We start from the raw sequence: 13,436 nt of genomic DNA, 5'->3' as shown, positions 1-13,436 counted from the left end.
GCGCGGGATGTTTCCGAAGAACTGCTGGTACGTCGCCGCCTGGGCCCGTGAGGTCCAGCGGCTGCACCCGATGCGCCGGCTGCTGCTCGGCGAACCGGTGGTGCTGTACCGGGCGTCCGACGGCGCGCCCGTCGCGCTGGAAGACCGCTGCTGCCACCGTCACGCCCAGCTTTCCCGCGGCCGGGTGCGCGGCGACCTGATCGAGTGCGCCTATCACGGCCTGCGCTTCGCGCCCGACGGCGCCTGCGTCCACATCCCGAGCCAGGAGCAGATCCCGCCGTCGGCCCGGGTGCGCAGCTATCCGGTCGCCGAAAAACACCACTGGATCTGGATCTGGCCGGGCGATCCGGCGCTGGCCGACGAGAGCCGGATTCCCGATTTCGGCATCATGGACCATCCGGACTGGACCTGGCGCGGCGAGACCCTGGCGGTCGCCGGCAACGCCCTGCTGGTCGTCGAGAACCTGATGGACCTGAGCCATCTGCTCGCGCTGCACCGGACGACGCTCGCCGACACGGCGATTCCCGAGACCGACATCCCGGTCGAGTACCGCATCGACGGCGACAGGATCGAGGTCGACCGCTGGGCGATGGATACGCCGGTGCCGCCCTATTTCCGGCTGCTCGCCGGTTTCGCGCCGGATGCGCGCGTCGACCGCTGGATGAACACGATCTACACGCCGCCGTCCTTCGTGCGCATCGATATCGGCGCCGCCGAGGCCGGCTCCGGCGCCCGCGAGGGCGACCGCAGCAAGGCCGTGACGACCTGGAACCTCAACGCGGTCACGCCGGAGACCGATAGCAGCGCGCACTATTTCTGGGCCCAGGCGCAGGATTTCGCCGGCGGCGACCCGAGCCTCAGCGAGCTCGATTTCGCCCTGGTCCACAAGGCGTTCGAGGAGGACCTCGCGGTCATCGCCGGCCAACAGGAAAATCTCGACCTCGATCCCGCCGCGCCGCGCCTCGACCTCGCCGCCGACCGCGCCGGCCTCCAGGCCCGCCGCATCGTCGAGCGGATGGCGCGGGAGGAAACCGGATAGCGGCGCGGGCAGTGGCGCGAAGACGCTCGTTTCTCCCCGTCGCTTCGACACTTATCTCCCGTCATTTCGACCGAAGCGGCGCAGCCGCGTAGTGGAGAAATCTTTCAGCTACAGTGCCTTGGACCCGGCTCTGCGGGTGAAGGATTTCTCCGCTTCGCCCCGGACAAGTCCTGGGCTTCGGTCGAAATGACGGATCGGGGCGAGGCGGGCGGCCGACGCTGAAATCCGGACCGGGTCGCTGCCGTATCCCGCGATTCGTTGAAGGCGGAACCGCGATGGGATATGACGCGTCGGGCGCGGGCCTCGACCTGGGAAGGACCGGGCGGCGACCCGGCGGAAGACGTGCCGGGCCAGCGCGCTGCACCGACCGGACAACGCCGGCGGAATCATGGAGGGAATTCAATGCGTAAGTTGACCAGAATTGCGGCTTCGGCCGCCGTGCTCGCCGCGCTTGCCGCTGCCCCGGCGCAGGGCGCCGGCTGGAAACCGGCCGGCCCGGTCACGCTTTCGGTCGCCTTCGGCGCCGGCGGCATCACCGACACGCTCGCCCGACTTCTCGCCGACCAGATGGAGAAGGACACCGGCTGGAACATCGTGGTCAAGAACCGGCCCGGCGGCGGCGGCGTCGCCATGCTTTCCGGCCTGTCCCGCGCCAAGCCGGACGGCCTGAATATCGGCATCGCCGTGAACATGCCGATCGTCATGCAGCTCATCGTCCGGCCGGCCAAAATTCCGTTCCGGATCAAGGATTTCGACTATCTCGGCACGGTGGTCTGGGCCCAGTTGGCGATTGTCGCGCTCAAGGACGCGCCCTACAGCGACATGAAAAGCCTCATCGCGTACGCCAAGAAATCCGGCAAGCCGCTGACCGTCGCCCACGACACCAAGCCGCAATCGATGATCATGAACGCCATCGCGCGGTCCGCGGGTATCAAGGTGAAGATGGTGCCGCACAAGAGCGGCGCCGAACAGATGCAGTCCCTGCTGGGCGGCCATGTCGACCTCGCGTTCGGCGGCGGCGCGCATATCCCGTACTACAATGCCGGCAAGATCACCGTCCTCGCCTCGGGCAACCAGAGGCGTCACGGCTATGCGCCGGACATGAAGACGCTGATCGAGCAGGGCCTGAACTACTATGTCGATCCCTTCTTCTATATTTCCGCGCCGAAAGGCCTGAAGCCCGAAACGCGAGCGGCGTTGGCCAAGGCGATCAAAGCGGCGGTCAATTCGGAGAAGATGACCAAGTTCCTGGCGAACACGATGAAGACCGCGCCGACGGACCTCGGCCCCGCCGACACCGAAAAAATGATGTACGGCACCCGCAAGACCATCAAGATTCTGCTGGAGTCGACCAAGTAACCCGGCCGATGGTCAGCCCGGCCGGCAGCCGGCCCGGCCGGCGCCCATGCCGTCGCTCAACCGCCTGACGGGAGTCGCCTGCGCCCTTGCTGGCCTTTGCCTCCTGCTGGTCGTTATCCCGGACCAGGTGGAAGCGATCGAAGACAGCGGGGTGCAGCCGGCCACCGTCCCCACGGCGGTCGCCTGGGTCCTGATGGCGGCCGGCGCCTTTCATGCGCTGTTTCCGACCGGCGACACGCCCTTCGACGGCCCGGAGGCCCTGCGGGCCGGCCTGTTCCTGGCGATCGTCGGGGGCGGCGTCTACCTGATGTCCGAAATCGGCTTCCTGTATGTTGCGCCCGGTCTCGTGCTGGCGATCATGCTGGCGATGGGCGAGCGGCGCTGGTTCGTCCTGTGGATTGCGGCCCTGCCGGTCGGCATCTGGGCGATTCTCGAGTTCTGGCTCAACCGGCCCCTGCCGTGACGCCGCCGGATGTTTGACATCGCAACCATACTGGCCGGCCTCGGCGACGCCGTTACGCCCGTCAACATCCTGTTCGTGGTCCTCGGCGTTGCCGTCGGCCAGTTCGTCGGCGCGGTGCCCGGCATCGGCCCGGTCATCACCATCGCGCTCGCGATCCCCTTTACCTTCGCGCTCAGCCCGCTGTCCGGCATCGCCTTCCTGGTCGGGATCAACAAGGGCGGCCTGGTCGGCGGGGCGATCCCGGCCATCCTGATCAATACGCCGGGGACGCCAGACGCCGCGGCGACCGCGCTCGACGGCTATCCGCTCGCCCGGCAGGGCCGGCCGCTCAAGGCGGCGAAGATGGCGCTCTATTCGTCGGTCACCGGCGACACGTTCAGCGACATCGTGCTGATCACGGTGTCGCCGCCGCTGGCCGTGATCGCCCTGATGATGGGGCCGATCGAGATCGCCTGCCTGCTCATCTTCGCCTTCGCCGTGATCGCGGGGCTGATCGGCAAGTCCCTGGCGAAAGGGATCGTCGCGGCGGCGCTCGGCCTGCTCTGCGCCGCCATCGGACTGGATCCCGAGCATTCGAGCCCGCGGTTCATCTTCGGCGTGCCGGACCTGTTCGACGGCCTGCCGATCGCGTCGGTCGCCATCGGCATGCTGGCTGCCGCGGAAATCTTCCGCCGGCTTGCCGCCAAGCGGAAGAAGATCACGGCCGCAATCACCTTCGACCGGAACCAGCCGCGCGAGGACAGGCGGGTCAGCTGGGCGGAATACTGGGGCTGCCGCTTCACCATCGCCCGGGGCGCGGTGATCGGCACGCTGCTGGGCGCAGCGCCCGGCATCGGCACGACGGCGGCCTCCTTCATGAGCTATGCCTCGGCCAAGCAGACCAGCCGGGAGCCGGAGACCTTCGGCAAGGGCAACATCCATGGCATCGCAGCGACCGAATCGGCCAATTCCGCCGTCATGGGTGCCAACATGATCCCGATGCTGACGCTCGGCATTCCCGGCAGCGTCTCCGCGGCGCTCATCATCGGCGCCCTGATCATCCACGGCATCCAGCCCGGCCCGCTGCTCTTCGAACAGCAGGCGCGGCTGATCTACGGCCTGTTCGGCGCCATGATCATGGCCAATTTCTGCAATTTCTGGATCGGCCTGATCGGCCTGCGCTTGTGGGCCTTCGTGATCCGGGCGCCGGAATCGGCGATCTTCTCGTCCGCCATCGCGCTGTGCATCGTCGGCGTCTATCTCTCGACCGGCACCCTGTTCGGGGTCGCCGTCATGCTGGTCTTCGCCGCGATCGGCTACGCGATGACGTCGCTGGGCTTTTCGGTCGTGATCTTCATCATCGCCTTTTTTCTCGGCAACCGGTTCGAACTGTCGCTCAACCAGTCGCTGACCCTGATCGACGGGGATTTCTCGGTCATGCTCGACCATCCGGTGGCGATCGCCCTGCTGGTTCTCGCCGTCCTGACCGCCTGGTGGCTGGCACGGAAACGGAAACCGGCGCCCGATGCGCCTGACTGACTATCCGGGGGGTATTGAAATGAAACGAACCTACGACGGCGCCTGCCACTGCGGGAAGGTCCGCTTCGAGGTCACCGCCGACATCGACCATGTCCGGGTCTGCGACTGTTCGATCTGCCGGGTGCGCGGCGCGCTCATCCACCGCATGCCGGCGGAGGCGGTGAAAATCCACACGCCGCTCTCCGAGCTGACCCTGTATCAATGGGGGTCCTATACGGGGCGGGACTATTTCTGCCCGGTCTGCGGGATCCTGCCGTTCCGCCGGACCAGCATGCCGACGCAAGGCGAGGTCGACACGGGGTCGGTCCCGTTCGACGGCTGGGCGGTCAACACCCGCTGCCTCAAGGATTTCGACATCTTCGCCGTGCCGCAGAAGCGGATTTACCGCTCGCTGCCCGATGTCGCCGATATCCTGCCGGACAACCGCAACCTGCCGGAATTGGAGTAAGCCTCCGGCGCGCCGGCGACGAGTCAGTTGCCGATTGTGTAGGGGAGGGTTTGAAACCCTTCCCTACGGGCCGCGGGGAACCTCCGGCCAGCGGGAATGGAAGAGGAAGCGCGCCGCAGAAAGGTGTAGCACCGCCTTCCGGTTTGCTGCATGAGTCGCGGAGATCGAACCGGCCCGTCCAGCTGCGTTTCGGGGCAGCATTTTGGGGACCGCGTTCCGGGAGGAAGACATGGACAAGCCGAAGAAGACGGCCGGGAACGGCGGCGCAGAAGCGCAGGCCCGCCCCCGGAAAATCGGGAACAAGCGCTACGAGCAGGAGCTGTTCCGGCTCCAGCTCGAACTCGTGAAGATGCTCGAATGGATCAAGCACGAGGGGCTCAAGGTCGTGGTCGTCTTCGAGGGGCGGGACGCGGCCGGCAAGGGCGGCGTCATCAAGCGCATCACGCAGCATCTGAGTCCGCGCATCTGCCGGGTCGTCGCCCTGCCCGCGCCGACCGAGCGCGAGCAGACCCAGTGGTACTTCCAGCGCTATGTGCCCCACCTGCCCGCCGCCGGCGAGATGGTCCTGTTCGACCGGAGCTGGTACAACCGGGCCGGCGTCGAGCGGGTGATGGGCTTCTGCACCGAAGAGGAGCATCGGGAGTTCCTGCGCTCCTGCCCGGAATTTGAGCGTATGCTCGTGCGCTCCGGCATCATCCTTATCAAGTACTGGTTCTCCGTCTCCGACGAAGAGCAGGAAAAGCGGTTCCAGAGCCGGCTCGAACAGGATCACAAGCGCTGGAAGCTCAGCCCGATGGACCTGGAGTCGCGGCGCCGGTGGGTCGAGTATTCCAGGGCGAAGGACGAGAATTTCGCGCATACGGATATCAAGCAGGCGCCGTGGTACGTAGTCGATGCCGACGTGAAGAAGCACGCGCGGCTGAACTGCATCAGCCACCTCTTGAGCATGATCCCCTACGAAGACCTGACGCCGGAGCCGATCGAGCTGCCGGAGCGCGCGGAGGCCGGCGCCTATGTCCGGCCGCCCTTCTCCGACCAGACGCTGGTCCCGCCGGTCTACCCCGGCGAAGAGTAGCGCCTCACGCCGCCGCAACCTCGACCAGCGTATCGGAGAAGGTCGGGGCGTTGCCGTAGTCGGCGAAGGCCGGTGGGTTGATCGCGTTCACCGTGTAGCCGTTGCGGCTGCCCTTCACCCAGTAGCCCATGGGCACGACGACGACGCCGGGCCGGGCGTCCTCGCTGACCTCGGCCACGGCGTGGAAATCGCCGCGGTCGTTGAACACCCGGACCTCGCTGCCGCCGGCAATTCCCCGTGCCTCGGCGTCCGCCGGGTGGACGATCACCGTCTGCTCGCCGGCGTGATGCAGTTGCGTGCGCAGGTTGCCGTAGGACGAGTTCAGGAAGGCGTGGCTCTTGGGCGAGACCATGTTGAGGGGATAGCGCCCGGCGAGCGCCGGGTTGGTATCGGCTGACTCGTTCTGGGGCACGAAATCCGGCAGCGGATCGAGGGGTTCGCCGGGCTGATGGGCCAGATAGCCCTGGCGGAACAGCGGCAGCACCATGTTGCCGCCCGCCGCCATGGAAGACTTGAACTCGACCTTACCCGAAGGGGTCGGGAAATTGCCTTCGCGGTGGGGCACGAAATCGTCGGGCGTGCCGACCTTGAGGCGCGCGTAGCCGGTCTTGCGCAGGCCGTCGAGGTCGATGCCTTCGAGCACCGGATTGCTCCAGTCCAGCGCGTCGACGGCCATCTCCTCGTCGCTGCGCTGCCAGTAGGGATCGTCGAAGCCCATGGCGCGGGCGAGGCGCCGGAACAGCTCGGTGTTCGGCACCGCCTCGCCGCGCGGCGCGATCGCCGGCTCGTTGAGCGTCAGATAGAGGTGGCCCCAGGAGAACATGATGTCGAACTGTTCGAGCTGGGTCGTTGCCGGCAGGACGATATCGGCATAGCGCGCGGTATCGGTGATGAAATGCTCGCTGACCACGGTGAACAGGTCTTCGCGCGCCAGGCCGCGCAGCACCTTGTCCTGCTCCGGCGCGACCACCGCGGGGTTGGAATTGTAGACGAACAGCGAACTGATCTTCCGGTCCATCTCGCCGGTCAGCGCCGGGCCGAGGCGCCACTGGTTGAGCACCGGCGTGCCTTCGGGAATGAGATCGGGCCGGCTGATATCGTCCCACTTCATCGGGAAGGCCCAGATCGGCATGTGCAGGATGCCGCCGCCGCAGTGGCGCCACGAGCCGACCAGCCCGGGCAGGCACGACAGGGCGCGCACGGCGTTGCCGCCCGACGCGTTGCGCTCGATGGCGACGCCCATGCGGATGACCGACGGCTGCACGGTGGCGAACTCGCGGGCGAGCGTCCGGATGTCGTCTTCGGCGATACCGGTGATCGCGGCGACCCGGTCCGGCGGGAAGCCGGCCGCGCGGGTTTTCAGCTCCTCGTAGCCGACCGTGTATTTCGCGACATAATCGTGGTCGACCAGGTCCTCGGCGATGATGACGTTGATCATGCCGAGCGCCAGGGCGGCATCCGTGCCCGGTTTGATCGGCAGGTGCCAGTCGGCCTGCTTGGCGGTCCGCGTGGCCACGGGATCGATGACCACGACCTTGGCGCCGCGGCGCTGCGCCTCGGCGATGAACGGCCAGTGGTGCAAATTGTTGCTGATCGTGTTGATCGCCCACAGGACGATGTAGCGGGAGTGGACGAAGCTTTCCGGGTCGACCGCGGCGGTCGGGCCGCAGGTCATGAAGAAGGCGGTGATGGCGGCGGAATCGCAGAAGGTACGCTCGGACACCGTCGCGCCCAGCTTGTTGAAAAAGGCGTCGCCGACATTCAGCCCGTTCAGGATGCCCTCGGTCCCGAGATAGCTGTAGGGCAGGATGGCGGCCGGCCCGTCGGCGGCGACGATCTCCTTCCAGCGGCCGGAGATTTCGTCCAGCGCCTCGTCCCAGCTTATCCGCTCGAATTTCCCGTCGCCCTTGGCGCCGGTGCGGCGCAGCGGGGTGAGCACCCGGTTCTCGCTGTAGACCCGGTTCTCGTAGTCGTTGACCTTGACGCACAGGCCGCCCTGGGTGAACGGGTGGTCCGGGTTGCCGCGGACGTTGACGACCTCGCCGTCGCTGACCGTGGTCAGCATCGCGCAGGTGTCGGGGCAATCGTGCGGACAGGCGCTGAATACCGTCTTTTCGGCCATCGGACTTCTCCATAACCCGGGCGCGAAACGAATGTTTCGCAACAATGCAAACGCCGGATGCTATCGCGCCGCGGCGCCTGCCGGCATTACGGCGCTTTGCTGTCCCGTTACATCGTCTTGCTCATTTTCCGCTGCACATCGGCAATTTTCTTGACCGGCTTTTCGGGGCGGTGCCAAGCTTTGCCGCGAACCTGTGCGTCATCGCATCGAACCGCTGCGAGAGGGGGCGGCGTGGTTGGATTGGCCGGACACGGCCGGGCGAAATACACCACCGGAACGCTGCTCGGATCGAGCCGCGACCGGGGATGGGGCGGGCTGCTCGCCGAACGCTGGAGCCATTCGGAAGGCGATCTCGGCGAGGTCCGGCCGCGCGAGACCGAAATCGTCGTCATGCTGGAAGGCGCCGTTCATGTCCGGCGGCGCGGCGATGGCCGGCTGCAGCACCACGATGCGGTGCCCGGCACGGTCTGGCTGTGCCCGGCCGGGATTCGCGAAGACATGATCCGCATCTATGGCGATATCCCGGAGACCGTTCACATGTACCTGCCGGCGTCGCCGCTGGCCGCGACGGCGCTTCGGGAGCTCGATCTCGACCCCGACAATGTCGGACTGCACTATGACGGCGGTTTTCGCGATCCCCTGATCGAGCATATTGCGCGGGCGGTCCAGACGGAGATGGTCGATCCGGCGCCGGGCGGAAAGATGCTGGCCGAGACCCTGGCCGCCGCGCTGGGCGTTCAGATCCTGCGGCATCATTCGAACCTGGAGCCGTCCGCGGTTACGCTGCCCAGCGTCCGTGGCGCGCTCGATCCGCGGCGCCTCCGGCGCGTCGTCGAATTTGTCGAGGCCCATCTCCGCGAAGACCTGACGATCGAGGCGCTCGCGGGCGTGGCCTGCCTCAGCCCGTTCCATTTCGCCCGCGCCTTCAAGGCCGCGACCGGCTCGGCGCCGCGGCGCTACGTCATTGACCGCCGTATCGGGCGCGCCAGGGCGCTGCTGGCCGAGAGCCGGATGCCGCTCGCCGATATCGCGGAAATCTGCGGGTTTTCCTCCCAGCCGCACTTCACCTACTGGTTCAAGCGCCTCGTCGGCACCACGCCGGGGGCGTATCGGGAGGGGTGCGGGTAGGCCGCTCTCGCCGGTCGTTGGATCGGCCGACGTAGTTCAAACACCCTGATCCGTCATATCGACCGGAGCCGTCCACCGGGCGGCGGAGTGGAGATATCTTTCAGCTACCGTGTTCCGGACCGGGCGCCGCGGGTGGAAGATTTCTCCGCTGCGCGGCTGCGCCGCTCCGGTCGAAATGACGGATTGGGAGACCGCGGTCGGCCGGAACGGCGGGTCGGCGGCGCCTATTCGGCAGCTTCGGCCACCGCCGCCTCCGGCACCTCGTAGCTGTCCATCAGCCGGTCGACGACGGCGCCGAAGTCGTCCCAGGGCGCTTCGCGGTAGTTGTGGTTGCGGATGATGAAGGAGGCGCCGGCGTAGAATTTCTCGTATTGCTGCTGGCGCCCGGCGAATTCGCTGCCCACCATGTCCCACACCAGCTTGAACAGCTTCATCCGGTCGAGCGCCGGCAGCTGCGGGGTTTGCCAGAAGGTCTCGAACTGTTCGCGGATCTCCGGGTTGTTCATCACGGTGGCGCTCGCCGGCATCTGGAACACGCCGCCGCCGGACAGCTCGCGCAGCTGGTCGATGATCGCGGAGTATCCCTCCGTGCACCAGTTGAGCGCGGCATACATCATCCGCCGGTTGAAGGTGACGTAGCCGTCCGGCCATTGCTCGGCTGCCTCGATCTGGCCGTGGATCATGCCGGAGAGGGTGGCCTCCAGCGCCACCATGCGGCCCAGCACTTCGAGGACCGCCGGCACCTCGATCGCCCCGGTCGCCTGCGCCACCTTCGAGCACAGGCCGACGATCAGCTCCATCTTCGACCAGTAGCGCACGTTGGACTGGTGGTTGCCGTAGCAGTGCGCCGGCGTCTCGATATAGATGCTGCGCGCCTTGATGGCGTCGTCCATGACGAACACCTTCTCCCACGGCACGAAGACGTTTTCGCACATCACCATGGAATCGGTTTCGTCGAAGCGCCAGGCGAGCGGGCCGTCGAACTCGTTGGAGGTGTTGAGGTTGAGCGGCTGGCGCGACCACAGGGTCAGCCCCGGCGCGCCCACCGGCACGGCGCAGGTCACCGCCTGCTTGACCTGGCTGGGCGCGAGCGGCAGCAGGTTGCCGATCCAGATGTCGTCGCAGAACACCGCGCTGGTCGCCAGCATCTTCATGCCGCTGATCACGATGCCGTCGTCGCGCTCGTCGATTACCGAGAGCGTCGGCACCGGCAGGTTCTGGCGCGTGTAGAATTCCGGGTTGCGCGCCGCCTGGGGCGGCAGCACGGCATAGGTCGCGTAGACATCGTTCCGGCGGCAGTGCTCGTAATAGGCGACCAGGTTGGCGCCGAATTTCCAGTCTTCGGTATCGAAGGCCGACGGCAGGGTCGACATGCCGGTGACGAAGCCGGAGACGTGGTCGGGCGAACGGCCGAACATGCCGTAGGTCATGTCGGCGATGCCCTTGTGGCATTTCAGGCGCTTGCGCAGGTCGTCCTTCGATTTCGCGCGCAGATACCAGGTCGAATAGCGCTCGCCGCCTTCCTCGAAGGAGTAGGTGTCGAGATTTTCCGGCGCCCGCTTGGCGTCGTACATGTCGGCGACGGTCTGCGCCGCCGCGGCAAAGGCCGGATGAGTCGTGACATCGTCGACCTTCTCGCCGCCGAGATAGACCGTCCGGCCGTCGCGCAGCCCCTCCAGATGCTCCCTGCCGGTCTTCAGCATGTCGGCCTCCTAAGTCTTTGTGACGTGCCAGGTTTCGTTGAGTTGCGTGCCCGATTGGCGAAGCACCGTCGATAGCGGACAGAATTTCCCGAGATCGGTCTTCAGCCGCTCGACCAGCGCGTCGCCGCCGCCGGTCGTGAGACGAATCTCGACATCGACCTGAGGAAACGGCACCCGCACCGCCTCTTCCATCATCACTCCGCGCCGGTCGAACCGGGCGGCGACATCGACCGACAGATCGTCGATCCCGAGGCCGATCGCGCCGGCGATCCGGTGCGAAACCACGTTGATGCAGCCGGCTAGCGCGACCATCAGCGTCTCGGTCGGGGTCGCTCCACGGTTGGTGCCGCCGCGCGCTGCTGGTTCATCGACGATGACGTTCAGATCGCGCACGCTCACCTCGGTGCGCGTATGGGTGGCCGCCCTGGCAGACAGCTTCTGCGTGACAACGGATTTCGGTGTAACGGCGATCATGGATGTTTTCCCTCCTCTTCAGCCGCCTTGCGGAAATTCTCGTGTAGCGCGACCTCGTGCTGCGCCCGCGCCGTAGTTCGGGCAAAGCGGTGCAGGAAGCCATGCAGCTGGCCGAATTCCTCGCGCGAGAACCCGTCGAACAGAATATCGTTGATGCGCTGGCGCAACGGCGCCAGCCGGTCGAGCGCCGCCATGCCCGCAGGCGTCAACGTGATCAGCACACGCCGCCGGTCTTGGGGATTCGGGCGCTTCGCGATCAGGCCCTTGGCGATCAGCTTGCCCACCTCGACGGTGACGTGGGAGGCGGCGACGCCCAGATGATCGGCAATGCTCCGGATGCCGATGCCGCCGCGAGCGTGCCCGCGGGCGATCGCCATCAGAATGAAATATTGCGGGCCGCTTGCGCCGATCTCCCTCCCGAAGGCCTCGCGCACCGATTGGAACCCGTTCGCAGTCATGAACAGCGTATAGATCGCCTCGCGAAACCGGTCGTCGGCCAGCCCGTTCGGGCTGTCGTCCAGCAGTTCGGGCCGGCTCACACTCAGCGGCGGCGCGTATCGGTTGGCGAAATCCATGCAGATCAGCAATTTGGTAGGTTACTTAATTATGTAGCATAGTAAAATTTATAGTGTCCACCCCTTTGCCGCTGAACCCCCAATTCGGAAATTCCTACAGTTGCAGATCGCCGTCGAAGGGGCTGGTTTCGTCGTAATAGTGGATTTCGTAGAGCAGGCAGCCGCCCTCGCTCTTGAACGGGCCGTGGTAGATGCCGGGCGGCCGGCAAGCGTAGGTCGGCGCCAGAAAATTCTCGCCGCCCTCACCCTTCTCGTCGTTGCCGACCGTCAGATCGCCATGGACCAGATACACCTCTTCCCAGTGATCGTGAACGAAGGGCACGGTGCTGAAGGCGCCCGGATCGAAGCGCAGGAACCGGGTCCGGCTGCCGGTCTTGCTGTCCTCGTCGATGTCGCTGGCGAGGATTTTCTGTTGCACGCCGTCGTCGGTATAGCCGGGCGGCCGCTCCCAGCCGCTGTCCATGTCGAGCGCGAAGAATTCCATATGGGGCTTGTTGAACGGCATCCTTCCCTCCCCGATCCCGTCTAGCCTTCGACGGGCAGCGGCAGGATCGTGTAACGGTGGCGCAGGCGGCGGCCCAGCACCGGATCTTCCAGTTCCATCTCGAACGCGGCGGACGTGCGGATCTCGCCGTGCACCGCGAGCGTGCCGCCGAACATGGCCGCGCCCTCGGCCAGGCCGCCATAGAGGTCCTGCAATTCCGCGGGCGGGCGCATCGCGGCGGCCGTGCCTTCCTGATACAGGCTGCGCCCGCCGTCTTCCTCGATCCACGAGCGCAGGACCAGATCGTCCCAATGGCCGGCGACGTCCTCGTAGGGCCAGACCGTCGCGCCGATCGGCTTGGCGCACATCTGCTTGGACAGGGACACGCCGACGGTCTCCGCCTGCCGGTCGGTATGGTCGGACCCGACGGCGACATAGTGGCGCCCGCCGAGATTGAGGATAACCGTTTCCGCCTCGCCGCTGGAATGGGGCCCCGAGACCTGGATTTCCGCCGCCGTCGTGAGCAGGCCCGCCGCGACCCGGTAGAACATCGGCACAGTCTTCGGCCTTGCGATGCCGATCGCCTCCAGCTCCGCGATATGGGCTTCCATCGCCTCGCGGTTGCGGCCGGTCCAGCCGGCGATGACCAGTTCGCCGACGCCGCCGGTGAACGGTTCCTCGCCGTCCTGCGTCTGCACCGTCAGATTGAGTTGTGCGGCGCTCTCGCCCATGCGGCCCTCCGGATGCGGTTGTTTCCGTCCGGCGCGGCCGGCGGACGCCCATCCTAGCGCGGATTTCCCGCCCCGGTCACGGCTTGCGTCACGGGCTGTGTCGCGGCCCGTGTCGCCTGCCGTGCATACACTCCTCCCGTCATTTCGACCGGAGCGGTTCGGAGAACCGCGAAGTGGAGAAATCTTTTCGGCACGGCGCATTGACCGTCGCACCGGGAGTAAAGGATTTCTCCGCTCCGCGGCTGCGCCGCTCCGGTCGAAATGACGGGAATGGATGTGCGCAGCCGTCGATTTTCCGAAGCGCACCCATTCCGGTC

The 13,436-nt window shown here is 66.4% G+C and carries 13 protein-coding genes; 7 read left to right on the top strand and 6 right to left on the bottom strand.

The genetic code is table 11. The features are described 5' to 3' along the window. Positions 1 to 7 precede the first annotated feature (7 nt). The 6 genes from OXM58_05460 to ppk2 all read left to right on the top strand — a co-directional run bounded on the left by OXM58_05460 (position 8) and on the right by ppk2 (position 5,902). Positions 8 to 1,039, top strand: coding sequence for an aromatic ring-hydroxylating dioxygenase subunit alpha (locus OXM58_05460; protein ID MDE0147799.1), 1,032 nt, complete (start codon positions 8 to 10; stop codon positions 1,037 to 1,039). Between the two features lie 402 nt (positions 1,040 to 1,441). After that, positions 1,442 to 2,398, top strand: coding sequence for a tripartite tricarboxylate transporter substrate binding protein (locus OXM58_05455; GenBank protein ID MDE0147798.1), 957 nt, complete (start codon positions 1,442 to 1,444; stop codon positions 2,396 to 2,398). A 46-nt stretch (positions 2,399 to 2,444) separates the two neighbouring features. Next, the gene (locus tag OXM58_05450) at positions 2,445 to 2,861 is read left to right on the top strand and encodes a tripartite tricarboxylate transporter TctB family protein (protein MDE0147797.1); all 417 of its coding nucleotides are present in this window, start codon (positions 2,445 to 2,447) and stop codon (positions 2,859 to 2,861) included. A 9-nt stretch (positions 2,862 to 2,870) separates the two neighbouring features. Continuing rightward, positions 2,871 to 4,379 carry a tripartite tricarboxylate transporter permease gene (locus tag OXM58_05445; protein MDE0147796.1) on the top strand — a complete coding sequence of 503 codons (1,509 nt, stop codon included), beginning with the start codon at positions 2,871 to 2,873 and terminating at the stop codon, positions 4,377 to 4,379. Positions 4,380 to 4,398: 19 nt separating this feature from the next. Next, positions 4,399 to 4,827 (top strand): hypothetical protein, encoded by a 429-nt coding sequence (locus OXM58_05440; protein ID MDE0147795.1) that lies wholly within the window; start codon positions 4,399 to 4,401, stop codon positions 4,825 to 4,827. A 229-nt stretch (positions 4,828 to 5,056) separates the two neighbouring features. Further along, positions 5,057 to 5,902, top strand: a complete 846-nt coding sequence (gene ppk2, locus OXM58_05435) for a polyphosphate kinase 2 (GenBank protein MDE0147794.1) — start codon at positions 5,057 to 5,059, stop codon at positions 5,900 to 5,902. A 4-nt stretch (positions 5,903 to 5,906) separates the two neighbouring features. On the opposite strand, the gene OXM58_05430 is transcribed toward ppk2, so the two are convergent. After that, a complete protein-coding gene (locus OXM58_05430) occupies positions 5,907 to 8,024 on the bottom strand; it encodes a molybdopterin oxidoreductase family protein (protein ID MDE0147793.1) in 2,118 nt (705 codons plus the stop codon). Between the two features lie 231 nt (positions 8,025 to 8,255). On the opposite strand from OXM58_05430, the gene OXM58_05425 reads away from it, so the two are divergent. Next, positions 8,256 to 9,152 (top strand): AraC family transcriptional regulator, encoded by an 897-nt coding sequence (locus OXM58_05425; GenBank protein ID MDE0147792.1) that lies wholly within the window; start codon positions 8,256 to 8,258, stop codon positions 9,150 to 9,152. A 224-nt stretch (positions 9,153 to 9,376) separates the two neighbouring features. Here the strand turns inward: OXM58_05425 and OXM58_05420 are convergent, their stop codons facing one another. The 5 genes from OXM58_05420 to OXM58_05400 all read right to left on the bottom strand — a co-directional run bounded on the left by OXM58_05420 (position 9,377) and on the right by OXM58_05400 (position 13,119). After that, positions 9,377 to 10,855: a hypothetical protein gene (locus OXM58_05420; protein MDE0147791.1), complete on the bottom strand. Its 1,479-nt coding sequence runs from the start codon at positions 10,853 to 10,855 to the stop codon at positions 9,377 to 9,379. A 9-nt stretch (positions 10,856 to 10,864) separates the two neighbouring features. Next, on the bottom strand, positions 10,865 to 11,329 hold the full coding sequence (locus OXM58_05415; GenBank protein MDE0147790.1) for an OsmC family protein: 465 nt from the start codon (positions 11,327 to 11,329) through the stop codon (positions 10,865 to 10,867). Beyond that, the gene (locus OXM58_05410; protein MDE0147789.1) at positions 11,326 to 11,904 is read right to left on the bottom strand and encodes a MarR family transcriptional regulator; all 579 of its coding nucleotides are present in this window, start codon (positions 11,902 to 11,904) and stop codon (positions 11,326 to 11,328) included. Before OXM58_05410 ends, OXM58_05415 begins: the two co-directional genes overlap by 4 nt. 94 nt (positions 11,905 to 11,998) lie before the next feature. Beyond that, positions 11,999 to 12,409, bottom strand: a complete 411-nt coding sequence (locus OXM58_05405; protein ID MDE0147788.1) for a hypothetical protein — start codon at positions 12,407 to 12,409, stop codon at positions 11,999 to 12,001. A gap of 20 nt (positions 12,410 to 12,429) precedes the next feature. Next, complete coding sequence (locus OXM58_05400) at positions 12,430 to 13,119, bottom strand: DUF2848 domain-containing protein (GenBank protein MDE0147787.1); 690 nt, start codon at positions 13,117 to 13,119, stop codon at positions 12,430 to 12,432. Positions 13,120 to 13,436 lie beyond the last annotated feature (317 nt).

It is taken from the genome of Rhodospirillaceae bacterium (genome assembly GCA_028819475.1).
In the GTDB taxonomy this organism is placed as follows: Bacteria; Pseudomonadota; Alphaproteobacteria; order Bin65; family Bin65; genus Bin65.
Note: the sequence above shows the minus strand (reverse complement) of the source record. Positions and strands in the feature narration are given on the sequence as shown.